The 19,486-nt window shown below is 71.3% G+C and carries 10 protein-coding genes; 6 read left to right on the forward strand and 4 right to left on the reverse strand.

The features are described from left to right. Positions 1-436 precede the first annotated feature (436 nt). Genes J2S42_RS07245 through J2S42_RS07260 form a run of 4 tightly spaced genes read left to right on the forward strand, consistent with a single transcriptional unit; the run spans position 437 to position 13,453 of the window. Positions 437-1,345 (forward strand): sterol desaturase family protein, encoded by a 909-nt coding sequence (locus J2S42_RS07245; RefSeq protein WP_307236498.1) that lies wholly within the window; start codon positions 437-439, stop codon positions 1,343-1,345. 34 nt (positions 1,346-1,379) lie between these two features. Beyond that, complete coding sequence (locus J2S42_RS07250) at positions 1,380-10,661, forward strand: non-ribosomal peptide synthetase/type I polyketide synthase (protein ID WP_307236501.1); 9,282 nt, start codon at positions 1,380-1,382, stop codon at positions 10,659-10,661. A 31-nt stretch (positions 10,662-10,692) separates the two neighbouring features. Further along, entirely contained in the window at positions 10,693-12,396 is a 1,704-nt protein-coding gene (locus J2S42_RS07255; RefSeq protein ID WP_307236504.1) for a phytoene desaturase family protein, read from the forward strand. A 1-nt stretch (position 12,397) separates the two neighbouring features. Continuing rightward, positions 12,398-13,453 carry an MDR family NADP-dependent oxidoreductase gene (locus J2S42_RS07260; RefSeq protein WP_307236506.1) on the forward strand — a complete coding sequence of 352 codons (1,056 nt, stop codon included), beginning with the start codon at positions 12,398-12,400 and terminating at the stop codon, positions 13,451-13,453. A gap of 64 nt (positions 13,454-13,517) precedes the next feature. Here the strand turns inward: J2S42_RS07260 and J2S42_RS07265 are convergent, their stop codons facing one another. From J2S42_RS07265 to J2S42_RS07275, 3 genes are all read right to left on the reverse strand, one after another. Continuing rightward, positions 13,518-16,691: a LamG-like jellyroll fold domain-containing protein gene (locus J2S42_RS07265; protein WP_307236509.1), complete on the reverse strand. Its 3,174-nt coding sequence runs from the start codon at positions 16,689-16,691 to the stop codon at positions 13,518-13,520. A 139-nt stretch (positions 16,692-16,830) separates the two neighbouring features. Then, entirely contained in the window at positions 16,831-17,091 is a 261-nt protein-coding gene (locus tag J2S42_RS07270; protein WP_307236512.1) for a hypothetical protein, read from the reverse strand. Positions 17,092-17,157: 66 nt separating this feature from the next. Beyond that, on the reverse strand, positions 17,158-17,559 hold the full coding sequence (locus tag J2S42_RS07275; RefSeq protein ID WP_307236515.1) for a ChaB family protein: 402 nt from the start codon (positions 17,557-17,559) through the stop codon (positions 17,158-17,160). 94 nt (positions 17,560-17,653) lie between these two features. Between J2S42_RS07275 and J2S42_RS07280 the strand changes: the two genes are divergently transcribed. After that, the gene (locus J2S42_RS07280) at positions 17,654-17,836 is read left to right on the forward strand and encodes a hypothetical protein (RefSeq protein ID WP_307236517.1); all 183 of its coding nucleotides are present in this window, start codon (positions 17,654-17,656) and stop codon (positions 17,834-17,836) included. 91 nt (positions 17,837-17,927) lie between these two features. After that, positions 17,928-18,101: a CsbD family protein gene (locus tag J2S42_RS07285; RefSeq protein WP_307236520.1), complete on the forward strand. Its 174-nt coding sequence runs from the start codon at positions 17,928-17,930 to the stop codon at positions 18,099-18,101. Positions 18,102-18,212: 111 nt separating this feature from the next. Here the strand turns inward: J2S42_RS07285 and J2S42_RS07290 are convergent, their stop codons facing one another. Then, positions 18,213-19,340: an LCP family protein gene (locus tag J2S42_RS07290; RefSeq protein ID WP_307236523.1), complete on the reverse strand. Its 1,128-nt coding sequence runs from the start codon at positions 19,338-19,340 to the stop codon at positions 18,213-18,215. Between the last annotated feature and the right edge of the window lie 146 nt (positions 19,341-19,486).

Raw genomic sequence — 19,486 nt, forward strand, 5'->3', positions numbered from 1 at the left:
CAGCGGCTGGACGCATCGGCTTAATACCGCGCGCCGCACATGGGATTTTCGCGTCGATCGAAAGCCGTTTCGCACAAGCCGGCACGTATCCCATCGGTGCGTCATCCGCAATACTTCGACCCACTCCAATACGCGCCCCATCTGTCAACTTCCTGACGGCCGGAACCGAACGCGAGGTATTCCGATCTTGGGAACGCTTCCGGTTGACTGTGCGTCGTGTTTTCGTCACGCCGAGGAGTGGCGTAATCCGTACGGGGCGGATTCGCTGAGACGACCCGGGTGACACCCCTTTTTGCCGTCGGCAGTAGAGAAAGTGGGATTCGGCCAACCGGGAAACACGCCCCAATTCATAAGCATCGCCGCCGCTCTGAGCCAACGGCTCACTGCGCCATTCGGCCTGCCCCGGATCTGTATTCACGTCGCTAATGGAGGCGATATGGACACCTCAGCTCAGCCCGGCCCGGCACCCGTCGTGGCCGCGCCGGCGATCCTCGCCACCGGGGCCGGCGCGGCCCTGCGCGTGCTGGCCTACCCCGTGCTCCTCGCGGCCATGGTGGTGACCGGTGTGGCAGCCCCGAGGCTCGGGTGGGACCTCGGCATCGCGAACTTCCTCTTCCTGCTCGGCACGATCGCCTACTTCGCCACCCTCGAACGCCTGATCCCGTACGAACCGGCCTGGCATCCGAGCCGGCGGGAGTGGCGCTCGTACGGCATCTACTTCCTGCTCACCCTGCTCGGCGGCGGCATCGCCCAGTTCGGGGTGTCCTGGCTGGTGAACGCGGTAGCGGCGCCCGTGCCGGCCCTGCCGCCGGCCGCCGAGATCCCGCTGGCCCTGCTCGCCGGATCGCTGGGCAGCTACGTGATGCACCGCCTCGGGCACACCAACCGCTGGCTGTGGAAACTGCACGGCATCCACCACCTGCCGGACAAGGTCAACGTCGGCAACAACGGCGTCTCGCACGTCCTCGACATCGTGCTGGCCCAGGGCGCGGTGCAACTGGCACTCGCGCTGGCCGGGTTCTCCGAGCCGTCCGTCTTCCTCGTCGGCCTGTTCGTGGTCGTGCAGGGCTACTTCACGCACGCCAACATCGACGTGCGCATCGGCTGGCTGAACCGCGTGCTGGCCAGCCCGGAACAGCACCGGCTGCACCACAGCACGGATCTCGCCGAGGCCGGCAACTACGGCTCCGACCTGTCCATCTGGGACCAGCTGTTCGGCAGTTTCACCTGGCGGCCGGGCCGCCGCCCGGCCGGGATCGGCGTGACCGACCCGGGCTCGTTCCCGCCGGTCGGCGCGATCGGCGCGACCCTGCTGCACCCCCTGCGCGGCGACCGCCGCTACTAGCGCCCGCGCCCCGACCTCACCCCCAAGGATGACAATGAGCCACTCCCTTGACGCCACGTCCCCGGAGCAGGCCGAGAAGATCGCCATCGTCGGCATCGGCTGCCGGCTGCCGGGCGGGGCCTCGGACCACCGGTCGTTCTGGAGCAACCTGATCGACGGAAAGGACTGCATCACCGACACTCCCGCGGACCGGTACGACGTCGGCACGCTCGGCAGCCGGGACAAGACCAAACCGGGCCGGCTGGTCGGCGGGCGAGGCGGCTACATCGACGGGATGGCCGAGTTCGACCCGGCCTTCTTCGGGATCAGCCCGCGCGAGGCCGAGCACATGGATCCGCAGCAGCGCAAGCTGCTGGAGGTCGCCTGGGAGGCGCTGGAGGACGGCGGGCAGATCCCGGGCGAGCTGGCCGGCACGGACGTGGGCGTCTTCGTCGGCGCGTTCACGCTGGACTACAAGATCCTCCAGTTCGCCGACCTCAGCTTCGAGACGCTGGCGGCGCACACCGCGACCGGCACGATGATGACGATGGTCTCGAACCGGATCTCGTACTGCTTCGACTTCCGCGGGCCCAGCCTGTCGATCGACACCGCGTGCAGCTCCTCCCTCGTCGCGGTGCACCTGGCCCGGCAGAGCCTGCTGCGCGGCGAGAGCCGGGTCGCGCTGGCCGGCGGCACGCTGCTGCACCTGACTCCGCAGTACACGATCGCCGAGACCAAGGGCGGATTCCTGTCACCGGAGGGCCGCTCGCGCACCTTCGACGCGTCCGCGAACGGCTACGTACGGGCGGAGGGGGTCGGGGTCGTGGTGCTGAAACGACTGTCCGACGCGCTGCGTGACGGCGACCCGATCCACGCGGTGATCACCGGCAGCGGCGTCAACCAGGACGGCCACAGCAACGGCATCACGGTCCCGAACGCGGACGCCCAGACCGCGCTGATCGAGCGGGTCTGCGCCGAGGCCGGCATCACCCCGGGAAACCTGCAGTACATCGAGGCGCACGGCACCTCCACCCCGGTCGGTGATCCGATCGAGGCGAACGCGCTCAGCCGCGCGCTGTCCATCGGCCGGGCCCCGGGCGAGCGCTGCTACGTGGGCTCGGTCAAGACGAACATCGGGCACACCGAGTCGGCCGCGGGCGTCGCCGGTCTGATCAAGACCGCACTGGCGCTCAAGCACCGGGTCATCCCGCCGCACATCAACCTCGAGCGGCTCAACCCCGCGATCGACGAGGCGTCCCTGTCGTTCGAGATCCCCACCGCGCCGGTCCCCTGGCCGGCGCACACGGGACCGGCCCGCGCCGGGGTCAACTCGTTCGGCTTCGGCGGCACCAATGCGCACGTGCTGCTGGAGGAGGCCCCGGAGCGCGCCGTCCCCGCCCCGGCCGCGGTGCCGCCGGGCCACACGATCCTGCCGCTGACCGCCCGCGACCCGGCCGTGCTGCCGCGACTCGCCGCCGACATCCACGCAGAACTGGCCGGCGGCACCGACCTGGCCGGCCTCGGCTACACGCTGGCCCGCCGCCGTCAGCACCACGACGCCCGGCTGTCGATCGTCTACTCCTCCCGCGAGTCGCTGGACGAGGCGCTGGGCGCGTACGTGCGCGGCGAGCCGCATCCCCGGGTCCTCACCGGCCAGCGCCGCGACCCGGCGGACCAGCGCCTGGTGTGGGTGTTCACCGGCATGGGCCCGCAGTGGTGGGCGATGGGCCGCGAGCTGTTCGAGACCGAGTCCGTCTACCGGGCCACCGTCGAGCGGTGCGACTGGGTGTTCCGGCGGCTGACCGGCTGGTCGCTGGTGGACGAGCTGAACGCGGACGAGGCCGACTCGAACATGGCGGAGACCTGGCTGGCCCAGCCGGCGAACTTCGCGGTCCAGATCGGGCTCGCCGCGCTGTGGCGCAGCTACGGCATCCGCCCGGACGCCGTCGTCGGGCACAGCACCGGCGAGGTGGCCGCGTTCTACGAGGCCGGCGTCTACTCGCTGGAGGACGCGGTGCGGGTGGTCGTGCACCGCAGCCGGCTGCAGCAGAAGCTGGTCGGCACCGGCACCATGCTCGCGGCCGGCCTGACCGAGGCGGAGGCGCGGGCGCGGGTGCTGCCCTACGGCGACCGGATCTCGGTGGCCGCGGTCAACAGCCCCGGCGCGGTCACGCTCGCCGGCGACGAGGACGCCCTGGCCGAGCTGGCCGGCGCGCTCCAGGCGGAGCAGACCTTCGCCAAGTTCCTCTCGGTCCGGGTGCCGTACCACAGCGCGCGGATGGAGGCGATCAAGGACGAGCTGCTCTCCTCGCTCGCCGGGCTGGCACCGCGCCCGGCCCGGGTGCCGCTCTACCTGACCGGGACGGACGGCATCGCCGACGGCCCGGAGCTCGACGCCGATTACTGGTGGCGGAACGTGCGCGACACCGTTCGCTTCGGCGCCGCGGCCGACCGGCTGATCGGCGACGGGTACCGGCTCTTCCTGGAGATCGGCCCGCATCCGGTGCTCGGCCACTCGATCCAGGAGTGCCTGGCCGCGCGCGACACCCACGGCCGGACGCTGCCGTCGATCCGGCGTGCCGAGAACGAGCCGGAACGGATGCTCACGTCACTGGCCGCGCTGCACAACGAGGGTTTCCCGATCGCCTGGGACGTCCTCCAGCCGGCCGGCACGCAGGTGCCGCTGCCCCGGTACCCGTTCAAGACCGACCGCTACTGGGTGGAGCCGGCCCCGGTCGCCCAGATCCGGCTCGGCCGGCGCGACCACCAGCTGCTCGGCCGGCGGATGGCCACCACCGGTCCGGTCTGGGAGGCGAAGCTGGACACCGAGGCCGCGCCCTACCTCGACGATCACCGTATCCAGGGCAACGTCGTCTTCCCGGCCGCCGGCTACCTGGAGATGGCGGTGCAGGCGGCCCGCGCGATCACCGGCGGGGGCCGGGCCACGCTGACCGGCGTCGAGCTGCGCAAGGCGCTGTTCCTGCCCGGCGGCGAGACCCGGACCGTGCAGACCAGCGTCGCCGCGGAGGACGGCGGATTCACGGTGGCCTCGCTCACCGCGGACGGCGCCGAACCCGCGGTGCACGCCACCGGGGTGCTGACCGCCGGCCGGCCGCACGACGGCACACCGCCGCTGGACGTCGCGGCCGTCCGCGGGCGCACCACGACGCACCTGCACGCCGCGGAGTGCTACGCCGGGCTCGCCGCGCACGGTTACCAGTACGGCCCGGCGTTCCAGGCCATCGCGGAGGTGTGGATCGGCCCGGACGAGGCGTTGGCACGGCTCCGGCCACCCGCCGCGCTGGACGGCACCGCGGCGGATTTCCACGCACATCCGGCGCTGCTCGACGCCGCGTTCCAGACGCTGCTGACCCCGCAACTGCTGGAGTCCGGCGCGGACGGCGAGCGGCGGACCGGCATCCGGCTGCCGTTGTCCATCGGCGAGGTCAGCCTGGACGCGTTCGGCGACCGCGAGCTGTGGGTGCACGCCACGATCGTCCGGCATGACGCCGACGAGCTGGTCGGCGACCTGGGGATCTACGCGGCGGACGGCACGCCGCTGGGCACGGTCGGCGCCTTCCGGGCCGCGGACGTGGAGAAGGCGTCGTCGGCGGTGAGCGTCGCCACGATCGACGGCTGGCTGACCGAACCGGTGTGGCTGCCGCTGCCGGAGCTGCCCGACGCGGCACCGGTGACCGGCGACCGGTGGCTGGTCCTGGCCGACGGCACCGGCCTGGCGGAGGAGTTCGCCGGCCTGGTCACCGCGCGGGGCGGGCACTGCCACCTGGTCCGGCCCGGCACCGCCTTCCGGACCGATCACGATCATTCGGTGGTACGGCCGGACTCCGCCGAGGACCTGCGCCGCGTGCTCGACGGCCTGCGTGCCGGCGGCGGACCGGCCGGGCACGTCCTGCACCTGTGGAACCTGGACCTGCCGGACTTCGGCACGAGCACCGCCGCGGACCTGCCCGGCGGCGGCGCGCTCGGCGCCTACTCGCTCGTCGCGCTCGCCCAGGCACTGTCCGGCGAGGAGCCCGGTGGCCGGTTGCACGTCGTGACCCGGGGCAGCCAGCCGGTGGACGGCACCGGCGTGACGCAGCCGGCCGGCGCGCCGGCCTGGGGCGTCGCCCGGGTCCTGCGGGATCAGGAGCTGACCGGGCACCGCGGGAAGCTCGTGGATCTCGGCGCCGCGGGTGCGGGCCCGCGCGCCGAGGCGGCGGCGCTGCTGCGCGAGCTCGCCCACGACGACGAGGACGAGGTCGCGCTGCGCGGCGAGCACCGGTTCACCAGCCGGCTGCGGCCGGCGGACGGGCTGCACCGCCCGCTGCCGCTACGACTGCGCCCGGACGGCGCCTACCTGGTCACCGGCGCGTTCGGTGCGCTCGGCCGGCTGCTGTGCCGGACGCTCGTCCGCCGCGGCGCCCGCCGCCTCGTCCTGGCCGGCCGCACGCCGGTGCCGCCCCGCGAGCAGTGGGACGACGCCGGGTGGGACGACGCGACCCGGGACCGGATCGCGTTCCTGACCGGCCTGGAGGAGCTCGGCTGCCAGCCGGTGGTGGCCCGGGTGGACGTCACCGACGAGCGGGCGCTGACCGGCTGGCTGGACGAGTACCGGCGGCGGCGATCCGCACCGATCCGCGGCGTGTTCCACCTCGCCGGCCAGGTCCGCGACGTCCGCGTCGGGCAGATGGACCGGGACGCGTTCGACGCCGCGTACGACCCGAAGGTGATCGGCGCCTACCTGCTGCACCGGCACCTCGGCGACGAGCCGCTCGACCACTTCGTGCTGTTCGCGTCCGTCGCGTCGCTGCTGACCACGGCCGGCCAGACGAACTACGCCGCCGGCAACGCGTTCCTCGACGCGCTCGCCCACCACCGGCGGGCGACCGGCCGCCCGGCGCTGAGCCTGGACTGGGGGCCGTGGGCCACCGGCATGATCGAGGAGCTGGGCCTCGTCGACCACTACCGGAACAGCCGCGGCATGCACTCGCTGTCGCCGGCCGCCGGGATGGCGGTGCTCGAGCGGGTCGCGGGAGCGGACCGCGCGCAGTTGCTGGTCGCGACGGTGGTCAACTGGCCGGTCTTCCTGTCCTGGTACGACCGCCCGCCCGCGCTCGTGGCCGAGCTGGCCGCGAGCGCCGCCCAGACGCCGGCCACCGACCACGGCGGCTTCCTGGAGGAGTTCCGCGACGCAGGCGACGAGGACCGGCGGCGGATGCTCACCGAGCGGTTCGTCGCGGTGGTGGCCGACGTGCTCCGCACCCCCGCGGACGCGATCGACCTGTCGGCCGGCGTCACCGCGCTCGGCCTCGACTCGCTGCTCGCGATGGAGCTGCGCGCCCGGATCACGGCCGAGCTGCACGTCGCCCTGCCGGTGGTCGCGCTGCTCAGCGGCGCCTCGGTCACCGACCTGATCGGGCAGGCGCACCAGGGCCTGATCGAGGTGCTGGACGCCGGGGACGTCACCGCCGCGGACGTGACCGTCCACGCGGACGAGGCCAGATATCCGCTCACGCAGAACCAGAACGCGCTGTGGTTCCTCAAGCAGCTCGACCCGGACGGTTTCGCCTACAACATCGGCGGGGCGGTCGAGGTCCGGGTGGCGATCGAGCCGGACCTGATGTTCGAGGCGGTGCGGGTGCTCATCGCCCGGCACCCCAGCCTGCGGGCGAACTTCCTGATGGAGCAGGGCCGGCCGGTGCAGCGCATCTCCGTGGAGCCGCGGGCCGACGTGGCCCTGTTCGACGTACGGGACGCGGAGTGGGACGACGTCTACCAGGCGATCATCCGGGAGTACCGGCGCCCGTACGACCTGGAGCACGACCCGCTGCTGCGCTTCCGGCTGTTCCGGCGCGACGACGACCGGTGGATCATCATGAAGGCCGTCCACCACATCATCTCGGACGCCATCTCCACGTTCACGTTCATCGAGGAGCTGCTGGCCGTCTACGAGGGACTGCGCCGCAAGGAGCCGGTGACGCTGCCGCCGGTGCGGTCCTCGTACCTCGGCTTCCTGAACTGGCAGTCCCGGTTCCTGGCGAGCCCGCAGGCGAAGCGCTCGCTCGACTACTGGACGGCGCACCTGCCGGCCGAGGTGCCGGCGCTCAACCTGACCACCGACCATCCGCGGCCGGCCGTGCAGACCCACAACGGCGCGTCCGAGTTCTTCACGCTCGACCCGGAGCTCAGCGCGCGGGTGCACGCCACCGCGCGGGAGCACAACGTCACGCCGTTCATGGTGCTGCTCTCCGCCTACTACGTGCTGCTGCACCGGTACAGCGGGCAGGACGACGTGATCGTGGGCAGCCCGGTGACCGGCCGTACCCAGGAGGAGTTCGCCTCGGTCTACGGCTACTTCGTCAACCCGCTGCCGCTGCGGGCGAATCTGGCCGGTGACCCGTCCGTCGGTGAGCTGCTGGCCCAGGTGCGCTCGACCGTCCTCAACGGACTGGACAATCAGGAGTACCCGTTCGTGCTGCTGGTGGAGCAGCTCGGCCTGCAGCACGACCCGAGCCGGTCGGCCGTCTTCCAGGCGATGTTCATCCTGCTCACGCACAAGGTCGCGACGGAGAAGTACGGATACCGGCTGGAGTACATCGAGCTGCCGGAGGAGGAGGGCCAGTTCGACCTGACGCTGTCCGTCTACGAGGAGGAGGCGGACGGGCGGTTCCACTGCGTGTTCAAGTACAACACCGACCTGTTCCGGCCGGAGACGATCGCGCGGATCTCCGGGCACTACGTGCGGCTGCTGGACTCGCTGACCGCCGCGCCCGCGGGCACGCCGATCACCGCGCTGGACATGCTCGCGGACGACGAACGGGAGCGGATCCTCGACCGCTGGAGCGGCGCCGGCCGGCGGGCCGGGTACGACCGGCCGGTGCACGAGCTGGTGGTCGCGGCCGCCGCGGCCCGGCCCGAGGCGGAGGCGGTCGTGTCCGGTCCGGCGGAGCGGCTGACCTACGCGGCGCTGGAGCGCCGGTCCCGGGCGCTCGCCCATCGGCTGCGCGACCTCGGCGTCCGGACCGGCACGGTGGTCGCGCTGTGCCAGGACAAGTCCGCGGACCTGATCACGTCGATCCTCGCGGTTCTCCGGGCCGGCGGCGCCTACCTGCCGCTGGACCCCGGATACCCGGCGGAGCGCCTCGCCTACATGGTGGAGCACGCCGGTGCGGCGCTCGTGCTCGCCGACGAGGCCGGCCGGGAGCACCTGACCGGCCCGGCGCTGGACGTGTCCGCGCTGCTGGCCGAGGCGGAGACCGGCGCACCACTCGACGTGCGGGTGGGACTGGACGATCCGGCCTACGTCATCTACACCTCCGGGTCGACGGGCGTGCCGAAACCGGTCCGGGTCACCCACCGCAACCTGGCCGCCGTGTACGCCGGCTGGCGCGACGAGTACCGGCTGGCCGACGACGTCCGGGTGCACCTGCAGATGGCCGGCGTCGCGTTCGACGTCTTCACCGGCGACCTGGTCCGCGCGCTCTGCTCCGGCGGCAGCCTGGTGCTGGCCGGCCGGGATCTGCTGCTCGACACCGCCCGCCTGTACCGCACGATGACCGAGGAACGGGTCGACTGCGGCGAGTTCGTGCCCGCGGTCGTCCGCGGCCTGCTCGCCCACTGCGAGCGGGAGGGGCTGCGGCTGGACTTCATGCGCCTGCTGGTGGTCGGCTCGGACGTCTGGAAGGTGGAGGAGTACGAGCGGCTGCGCGCGGTCTGCGGTACCGGCACCCGGGTGGTCAACTCGTACGGGCTGACCGAGGCGACGATCGACACCACCTGCTTTGAGGGCCCGGCGGACGGGCTGGAGCCGGGCCGGATGGTGCCGATCGGCCGCCCCTTCCCGAACAGCGCGGTCTACCTGCTCGACCCGCACGGTGAGCCGGTGCCGCCCGGCGTCCCCGGTGAGCTCTGGGTCGGCGGGGACGGCGTGTCGGACGGCTATCCGGGCGACCAGGAGCAGACCGCGCGGCGCTTCGTCACCCGGACGCTGAGCCGTCGCCCGGGCGCGGCCGCGGTGCGCCTCTACCGCACCGGTGACCTGGGCCGGTGGGACGCCGACGGGGTCCTGCACCTGCTCGGCCGCGCCGACAACCAGGTGAAGGTGCGCGGCCACCGGATCGAGACCGGCGAGGTGGAGTCACACCTGCTGAGCCGGCCGGAGGTGGCGGACGCGGTGGTCGTGGTCCGGCCGGACGCCACCGGCGAGCCCGCGCTGTGCGCCTACTGGGTGCCGGCGGCCGGCGGGTCCGTGGCCGGCGCGCGGCAGGTGCGGCGATGGCTCGCCGACCGGCTGCCGAACTTCATGATCCCCACGCACGTCATGGCGCTGGACGTGCTGCCGCTGACCCCGAACGGCAAGGTCGACACGGCCGCGCTGCCGGCACCGCGCGCGGAGATCGGGGACGGCGAGCCGGAGCCGCCGGTCACGCTGTACGAGGTGCGGATGGCCGCGCACTGGCGGGAGATGCTCGGCTGCGAGCCCGATCTGCGGCTGGACTTCTTCGAGGCCGGCGGCACGTCGATCAAGCTCGTCGAGCTGATCTACCGGCTCCGGCAGGAGTTCAACATCGAGATCCAGGTGAGCCGGCTGTTCCGGATCACCACGCTGCGCGGCATGGCCGGCACGGTCGAGCAGATCGTCACCGGGCGGCTCAGCGGCGGGCAGCCGTACCTGACGTTCAATCCCGAGGCCGGCCCGGCGCTGTTCTGCTTCCCGCCGGCCGGTGGGCACGGGCTGGTGTACCGCCAGCTCGCGGCGCAGTTGCCGGAACTGGGCATCGTCGGGTTCAACCACCTGGGCGGGGACGACCGGGTGGCCCGCTACGCGGATCTGGTGGAGCGGCTCCGGCCGGACGGCCCGTGCCCGCTCCTCGGCTACTCGCTCGGCGGGAACCTGGCCTTCGAGGTGGCGAAGGAGCTGGAGGGCCGGGGCCGGACCGTACCGCACGTGATCATCGTCGACTCGTACCGGGTCGCGGAGACGTTCGAGTTCGGGCCGGAACAGTTCGCGGCGTTCGAGCGCGAGCTCGCCGAGCACCTGTTCCGGCACACCGGGTCGGAGATCGTGGCGCGCGAGACCCGGGAGCAGGCCCGCGAGTACATCGAGTTCTGCAGCCGCACGCCGAACACCGGCACGGTGGCGGCGACCGTCACGGTGCTCAGCGACCAGGACAAGACCGCGTTCTACGCGGCCGGCGAGCGGGGTAGCTGGGCCGGCGCGTCGGCACACCGGGACGAGTTGCTGACCGGGTCCGGTACGCACGCCGAGATGCTCGACCTGGAGCACGCCGCCCGCAACGCCGCACTGATCCGCCAGGTCCTGGGCGCCCCCAGCTGACCGGCCCGACTTCGAGGGGATGTCGACGCACATGTCAGAAGAGGTTTCCCGGCGGGAAACAATGATCATCATCGGCGGTGGCCTGGCCGGTCTCGCCACGGGCAGCTATGCCCGGATGAACGGGTACCGGACCCGGATCCTGGAGATGCACGAACTGCCCGGCGGCTGCTGCACCTCGTGGGAGCAGGGCAGGTTCACCTTCGACTGGTGCGTGAGCTGGCTGCTCGGCAGCGGGCCGGGCAACGACATGTACCAGATCTGGCTCGAACTGGGCGCGTTGCAGGGCAAGCAGATGCGTACCTTCGAGACGTTCAACAACGTACGGGGACGGGACGGCCGGACCGTCTACTTCTACTCCGACCCGGACCGGCTGGAGGCGCACCTGCTGGAGCACTCGCCCGCGGACGCGCGGCTGATCCGCGAGTTCTGCGATGGCGTGCGCACGTTCAAGAAGCTGCTCAACGCGTACCCGTTCCTCAAGCCCCCGGGTCTGATGGGCCGGCTGGAACGCTGGCGGATGCTCGCCGTCTTCCTCCCGCACTGGAACACCGTGCGCAAGGCGCTCACCACGCTGATGACCGACTACTCCGCGAGGTTCAAGGACCCGCTGCTGCGCGAGGCGTTCAACTTCATCCTGTACGAGCGGCACCCCGCCTTCCCGCTGCTGCCGTTCTACTTCCAGCTCGGCGCGCACGCCGGGCAGACCGCCGGCGTGCCCGAGGGCGGGTCGCTGGAACTGGCCCGCTCGATCGAACGGCGCTACCAGCGGCTCGGCGGCGAGATCACCTACAACGCGAAGGTGGAGGAGATCCTGGTCGAGGACGACCGGGCGGTCGGGGTGCGGCTCAGCGACGGGCGCGAGTACCACGCGGACATCGTGGTCGCGGCCTGCGACGGCCACACCGCGGTGACCCGGATGCTGAAGGGCCGCTACGTCAACGAGACCTACCGGCGGCTCTACGAGGAGACGATCAACGAGCCCGGGCAGACCTACCCCGGTTACGTCAGCGCGTTCTTCGCCCTCGACCGGCCGTTCCCGGACGAGGACCCGTGCACCACGCACCTGCTCACCGCGGAGGAGTCCACCGGCCTGCTGGGGATGGGCGAGCATCCCAGCATCAACGTGCAGTTCCGCAGCAAGCACTACCCCGAGCACTCGCCGGACCGGACCACCGTCGTCTTCGTGACGTACTTCTCCGACGTCGCGGCCTGGCGGGCGCTGGCCGACGGCCCCGAGCAGGCCAGCCGGGTCCGCAAGGGCGAAGAGCTGCACACCCTGCGGGTACGCCGGGGCCGCGCCTACTACACGGCCAAGCGCGAGATCCGGGACGCGCTGATGGAGCTGCTGGACAAGCGTTTCCCCGGGTTCCGCGACGCGGTCGTGACCTACGACGTCTCCACGCCGCTCACCCAGATCCGCTACACCGCGAACCACGACGGCTCGATCGCCGGCTGGCTGCCGTTCGTCGACGGTGGCGAGGACATGGAGAAGGAGCTGGAGAAGAACGGGCCGGTGCTGCCCGGACTGTCCAACTTCTACCTCGCCGGCGTCTGGACCACGATCGGCGGCCTGATCCGCGCGGTCGCCAGCGGGCGGCACGTCGTCCAGTTCATCTGCCGTGACGACGGCCGGCCGTTCACCGCGAGCATCGACGACACCGCACCGGAGCCGACGCAACTCATGGTTCCCGTGCCCCCCGCGCGTACATCCGCCCTCACCAGCCAAGGAGCATGACATGAGGATCGAGAAGTGGGTCGTCCGCCGGCACCTGGACGGGCTGCCGAACACCGAGAAGATCTACGAGAAGGTCGTCGAGGACGTGCCGGTCACGCTCCGGGCCGACGAGATGCTGTTCCGGACGAGGTACGTGTCGGTCGACCCGTACCTGCACGGGCTCGCGCTGGAGACCCCGATCGGCGAGCACATGATCGCCGACTCGATCATGGAGGTGGTCGAGGCCGGGCCGGACGCCGCGTTCCGGGCCGGCGACCTCGTCCAGGGCTACGGCGGGTGGCGCAGCCACGTCATCGGCACCGGCGGCGAGGTGCTCTGGCAGGGCGAGTCCTTCCCGATGGTGTTCCCGGCGTACCGCCTGCTGAACCCGGCGCACTACGACGACGTGCTGCCGGTGGCGACCGCCCTCGGCGTGATGGGCGGCCCGGGGATCACGGCCTGGGGTACGCTCGCGCACTTCATGACGATCCGGCCGGACGACACGCTGGTGATCAGCGGTGCCTCGGGCGCGGTCGGCACGATCGTCGGCCAGCTGGCGAAGCGGGCCGGTGCCCGGGTGGTGGGGACGACCTCGTCGCCGGAGAAGGCCGGCTTCCTCACCGACCTCGGGTTCGACGCGGTGGTGCCGTTCCGGCACGGCGACGACCCGGACCGGGTCCGGGAGGAGCTGCTCAAGGCCGCGCCGAACGGTGTCGACCGGTACTTCGACAACCTGGGGGGCACGATCACCGACGTGGTCTTCGGCATGCTCACCGTGCACAGTCAGGTCGCCGTCTGCTGGCAGTGGGCGACCCAGGTGAACCGCGACTACACCGGGCCGCGGCTGCTGCCGTACATCATGCAGCCGCGCACCACCATCCGCGGCATCTTCGCGCACGAGTGGTTCACGGAGGAGAACCTCACGGCGATGCGGGACGAGCTGGGCGGCATGATCCGCCGGGGCGAGCTGCGCTTCCGGCAGACGATCTACCGCGGTTTCGACGAGATCCCGGCCGCGTACCAGAGCCTCTACGTGGACCGCTCCGGCAATCGCGGCAAGGTCCTGGTGGAACTCTGATCGCCGGCTCCCGGGCCACGGGACGGGGGTGCCCGGCCGGACTGGCGGCCGGGCACCCCGCGGGTCAGCGGCGTCCGGCGGTGACGAGCGCGGCCACCTCGGCCTCGGTGAGGGCGCGGCCGTAGGCGTGGACGTCGTCGATGCTGCCGGACCACCAGTCGGTCTCGGTGCCGGCGTACTTCGCTCGGCCGACCGCCAGTGCGCCGGTGCTGACCGTGACCGGGCCGGCCGTGGTGGTGGCGACCCGGACGCCGTCGACGTAGAGGTGGATCTGGTTGCCGTCGCGGACGCCGGCCAGGTGGTACCAGCGGTGCAGGTCCGGCGTGACGACGTGCCGGGCCCGGTTGCCGCCGGGGGTGCTGAACGCGAACGCGCCCTGGCCGTACTGCAGGTAGAACGGGCTCTCCGTGCGGCGCCCGTCCTGGCTGAGCGCCGAGGCGTAGTTGCCGGGCAGCTCGTCCAGGGAGACCCAGGCCGCGACCGTGTACGAACCGGAGGTGTCCAGGACCGGGCCGGCGGTCTCGGCCGCGTCGCCGTCGCCGTCGAACGCGAGCGCGGAGCCGGACACGCCCGGCACCCACCGGGTGTCGCCGGTCAGCGTCAGGTCGGCCCGGCTGCCGCTGGTGTCGCGGGCGACCGTGCCGGTGTTCTCGTCCAGCGCCCAGTCACCCCGTCCGGGGAACGTGGCGTCGTCGCCCGCGGCGGCACCGGCCGCGATCACCTTCTGGTTGATCGCCCGGACCGCGGCCGCGTCCACCTTGAGGTCCCGCCGGTCGTACGTCCACAGGCCGTTGAGCTCGTTCTCCAGGTCGGTGATCTGGGTGTAGACCGAACCGGACAGCTCCGCGCCCGCGGCCTCGAGGTAGAAGCGGCCGGTGTTGTCCACGTACTTCGCGGTGAGCGCGGCCTTGTCCGCGACGCCGCTGTAGATCACGGTGGGCACGCCGGGCCACATGTGACCGGGCGTGCGGAGCGTGAAGCCGCCGTGCTCGCCGTCCATCGCGACGCGGGTCGCGTCCGGGAACGCCGGGTCGGTGTTGTTGTAGTCGTGGTGGTCGATGACGTCGCCGCGGCCGGAGTCGCCCTTGGAGTCGCAGCAGTTCACGCCGGAGTGCGCGTTCACGATCCGGGACGGGTCGGCGGCCTTGACCTGGTCGGCGATCTGCCCGGTGGCGGTGCGGTCCCACTCGCCCCAGCCCTCGTTGAAGACCACCCAGCCGATGATCGACGGGAAGTTGTGGAACTGGCTCATCATCTCCCGGCCCTGGCGCAGGAACGCGTCCTGGCCGGCCGTGGTGCGGATGGTCGCGGAGACGAAGTCCTGCCAGACCAGCAGGCCGAGTTCGTCGGCGTGCCGGTACCAGCGGGCCGGTTCGGCCTTGATGTGCTTGCGGACCGCGTTGAAGCCGAGCCGCTTGGTCTCCTCCAGGTCGAAGCGCAGCGCCTGGTCGGTCGGCGCGGTGTACAGGCCGTCCGGGAAGAAGCCCTGGTCCAGCGTGGCCAGCGAGAAGACCGGCTTGCCGTTCAGCACCAGCTTCGGGAAGCCGCCGACCGTGCTCACCTCGATCTGCCGCATGCCGAAGTAGCCGCGGACCCGGTCGGTGCTGCGGCCCTGGGTGAGCGTGACGTCGAGGTCGTAGAGGTACGGGTCGTCCGGGCTCCACAGCCGCGGGTTGGTGATCTTCAGGGTGAGCGGCGTGTTGGCGGTACCGCTCACCGTGCCGACGCGGCGGCCCTGCCGGTCCAGCGCGGTCGCGGTGACCGCGGCATTCGTCCTGGCACGGACCGTGACGGTCAGCGCCGAGTTCGGCACGTCCGGCGTGGTGACCAGGTCGTCGATCGCGGTCGTGGCGACCGGCTCCAGCCACACCGTCTGCCAGATGCCGGACGACGGCGTGTAGACGATGCCGCCCGGGTTCAGCGACTGCTTGCCCTTCGGCTGGTCGTTGCCGGTGGTGTCGGTGACCGCGACGATGATCTCCTGCGGGCCGCGGCCGCGCAGCGCGTCCGTGATGTCCGCGGTGAACGCGGTGTACCCGCCGGTGTGCTCGGTGACCGGCGTGCCGTTCACCCAGACCTTCGCGTGGTAGTCGACCGCGCCGAAGTTCAGCTTGATCCGCTTGCCGGACCAGTCACTCGGGACGGTGACGAGCTTGCGGTAGAACATGTGGTCCTCGCGCCGCTCGATGCCGGACAACAGCGACTCCACCGGGTACGGCACGATGATCCGCTCGTCCAGCCGCTTGCCGAAGACCGGCGCCGCACCGGCCTCCGCGCCCGCGAACTCCCACGGGCCGTTCAGGTTCAGCCAGTCCTTGCGGATCAGCTGCGGACGCGGGTACTCCGGCAGCGGCTTGTTCCGGTCGACCCTGTCACCCCACGGCGTGGTCAGGCGCTGCGTCGAGGCGTTCGCCGCTGAGCGGATCACCAGCGGTACGGTCTCGCCGCCCACGACCAGGCCGCCCGCGCCGTCGTAGGTGACCCGGACGCGCTGGTCCTTGAGCACCTTCTCGGCGAGCGTGACGGTGAGGCGGTCGTTCCTGGCGCTCACCGCCGCGATCGGCATCGGCACGGTGTCGACCTCGACCTTGAGGCTGGCGGCCGACGGCGCGGTCTCCACCCGGCCCTGGAAGTCGGCGGTCAGCGTGCGGCCGTCCTTCGCCACGGCGAACGTCACCGGGAAGACCTGGAAGCCGTCCGGCGGCGTGAAAGCGCTCTCCGGAACGATCTGCTTCGAGAGCCCGGCGCCCGACCAGCGCAGGTACAGGTTCGCGCCGCCGATGTCCTGGAACATCTCGATCCGCACGTCGTGCGCCTCACCCGCGGTCAGCCGGACCGGCGCGCTGGTCTGCTCCACGTCCCAGTCGCCGACCCAGTGGTCGATCACCGGCTGCCCGTCCAGGAAGAACCGGAAGCCGTTGTCGCCGATCAGGTGGAACGTGTAGTCACCGGTGGCCGGCGCGGTGAGCTTGCCGGTCCAGCGGGCCGTGGTGTGCTCGGTCCGCCCGGTCAGCGACTGGAAGGTGCCGGCCAGGCCGGGCAGGTCGATGTTCGGGTCGAGCAGCACGCCGCCCGGCTCGGCGAAGTCCCGCGCGCCGGGCGCGGACATCCGGAAGTATTCGCCCTTCAGACCGTGCACAGTGGCCGCCGCGGCGGACGCCGGGCCGGAGGGGACGACGAAAATCGATAGGACCAGCAGGGCGGCCAGCAGAAACGGCCCCAGAGGCGGACGCGGCATCGGTGCTCCCATCACGGGCGACGACGTTGCCGATCCACATTGACTGATCTTTATTCCAGATGTCAACAGAACGAAACATAACCGTGCACGAGACGGCACGAAGCGAACATCGAGCGGCGGCTCCCGGCTCCGGCCGCCGTCAGCGGCGGCGGTTCAGGCGGCGGGTCAGACGGCGGGTGGTCAGTGGCATCAGGAGCAGCAGGCCGGCGGTGATCGCGGCCGCCGCCATCCCTACCCGCAGCACCATGGCCAGCAGCAGCGCCCACGCCACCACGACCAGCAGCGCGGCCAGCGCGTAGATCCGCAGCACCTGCGGTCCCGGCGGCGGGTCCTGGGTCAGGCCGGCAACGATCTCGTCGAACCGGCGGCGCTCGTCACTCGAGAGGGGCTCGTCTCGCATGTGACCCCACACTGCGCCGCCGGATTGACGAACCACACCCAGGATCATGACGGTACGGTGACGGTGTCAGCGCCCGCCACGCGCCTTCCGGGTGCTGGCGTCGTTCGCCTTCTGGATCGCGTCGACCAGTTCCGGCTTCGTCATCCGCGACCGCCCTCGGATCTCCAGCCGCTTCGCGACGTCCATCAGGTGCGCCTTGCTGGCGTTCGCGTCCACCCCGCCGGCCGTCCTCGCCCGCGTGGCCCGCCCGCCCGCCGCCTTCGCGTCACTCGGCCCCTTCTTCTCCTTCGGCTCCCAGTGGTCGCCCACCTTCTCGAACGAGTGTTTGACCGCGGAGAACGCGGTCCGGTGCGCGCGCTCACCCTCCCCGTACTGCTCCACGGCCGAGTCGTGCGTCTTCGCGTACGTGTCCTGTGCCTTCTTCGGCGAGCGCTTCAGCGTGCTCGGCATGTCCTCACGGGCCGGCATGGTGAACCTCCTTCATCGGGTTCTCCCTCCCCTACCCGGCGCCGTGCGCATCATGCGAGCGTTTACCGGGCCGCCGGCCGGGAAGCCGCCCCTCATGACTCCCCCCGACAAGCTGCCACCGCTCGGCCAGCCCGCCGGCGACCTGACCGACCCCGACCCGGACTTCGCCGCCGAGCACGAGGACACCGCGGTCGGCAAGGACATCACCGCGGGTACGGACGACTCCGCCGAACCCGAGTCGCCGGCCGGCTGGTCCGGTCTGGAGGGCGACGACTGACCACCGTGTGGTTTCCGGGACCGGCACCCCGGGTAGCCGGAACAGTGAACGGCCCGGAACCGATTCGGGCCTGCACCACACGGAGGTCGTCATGGGCACCGATGACAAGATCGACAACAAGGTCGAGGAAGCCGGCGGCAAGGTCAAGGAGCACGTCGGCCGCGCTACCGACGACCGCGACCTCGAGGCCGAGGGCAAGGCCGACCAGAGCAGCTCCCACGTCAAGCAGGCCGTCGAGCACGTCAAGGACGCCTTCAAGTCCTGACGTCCCCCGACGACGACGCTCACGGGTGGCCAGCGGATTCCCGCCGCTGGGCCACCCGCTGTCGTTTCCGGGGCCCGCCGACCCGGGGCTGAGGAGACCCGAGCTCCGCGGTCAGGATCGGGCGATGAACTGTGGGTTCTCGATCAGGAACGTGCTCAGCGTTCCCGACTTCGCCGCCGCGAGCATCTGCAGGGACTTGGCGTCGAGGTCCTCGTAGGCGATCCCGTCGACCAGCACCGTGTTCACGTTCCCGGCGTTCGTCTTGATCAGTGTCAGGTCGCTGGCGGCCACGCCCTTGAACGTGAAGAGGAAGTCCGCGGGCGGCACCCCGCCGGTGTCCAGGACGAACGCGTCGCCGGCCGCCTTGACCAGGCTGTCCAGCTTGCCGAGGTCGGTGAGGACGCCGCGTGAGGTCGCCTGCTTCACGATCGCCTTGATGAGCTGCTGCTGGTGGCGCTGGCGGCCGTAGTCGCCGTCGCTGAGGCTCTTGCGGATGCGGGCGTAGTCCAGGGCCTCGGTGGCGTTCATCTTCCGGCAGCCCTTCTTGTGGACCAGCGGCGTGACGCCGGCCGGCAGCTGGATGCCGTAGTCCTCGGAGTACCAGCCCTGGACGAGTTTGCCGGCGGCGTCGACGCCGAGGTGGGCGGATTCGGCCTCCTCGTCGACGCACATGTCGACGCCGCCGAGCGCGTGGATGACGCCGGCGAAGCCGGCGAAGTCGATGATCGCGGCGCCGTTGAAGCGGATGCCGGTGGCCTTGTTGAGCGTGGTGGAGAGCAGCGTCATGCCGCTGGAGCGTTTCTCCAGTTCCGTCCCTTCGACCTGATATCCGTACGAGAAGGCGGAATTGATTTTGTACGCGCCACCCGCGAAATCGGCCTTCCCGTACGGCGGGATCTCCACCAGCCAGTCCCGCGGTATGGAGATCAGGTACGCCTGGTCATGCGTCTGCGGAATGTGCAGGACAATGATGGTGTCGGACAGCACGGCGGTCTCCGAGGAGCCCTCCGGCCGGGCGTCGATGCCGACCAGCAGCAGGTTGACGGCGCCGTCGATGTCGTTGCCGGCCGGGCCGTCCTGCGCGTCCGCGGCGCCCTCAAGCAGCGAACCCGGCGTGAACGACCCGGTCACCCGGTTGATCACGGTGTGTGCCGCGACCAGCGTGCCACCGCTCAGGACGATCAGCACCGCGCCGAATATCACGAGCAGTCGCGCCCACAGCGGGTCCGTGCGAACCATGTGCACACTCCCGAAAGCCGGAGAACGCCGGAAGACGCCACGCTAGTCATTTACGGTTGACGATGGCAAGGGTGTGACGTGCGTCGCTTTGCGGATCGATTTAGGCTCCAGACGACTTCCCGAGATGTCAACAGGGAACAGGAACG

The sequence above is a fragment of the Catenuloplanes indicus genome, from assembly GCF_030813715.1.
Lineage (GTDB): Bacteria > Actinomycetota > Actinomycetes > Mycobacteriales > Micromonosporaceae > Catenuloplanes > Catenuloplanes indicus.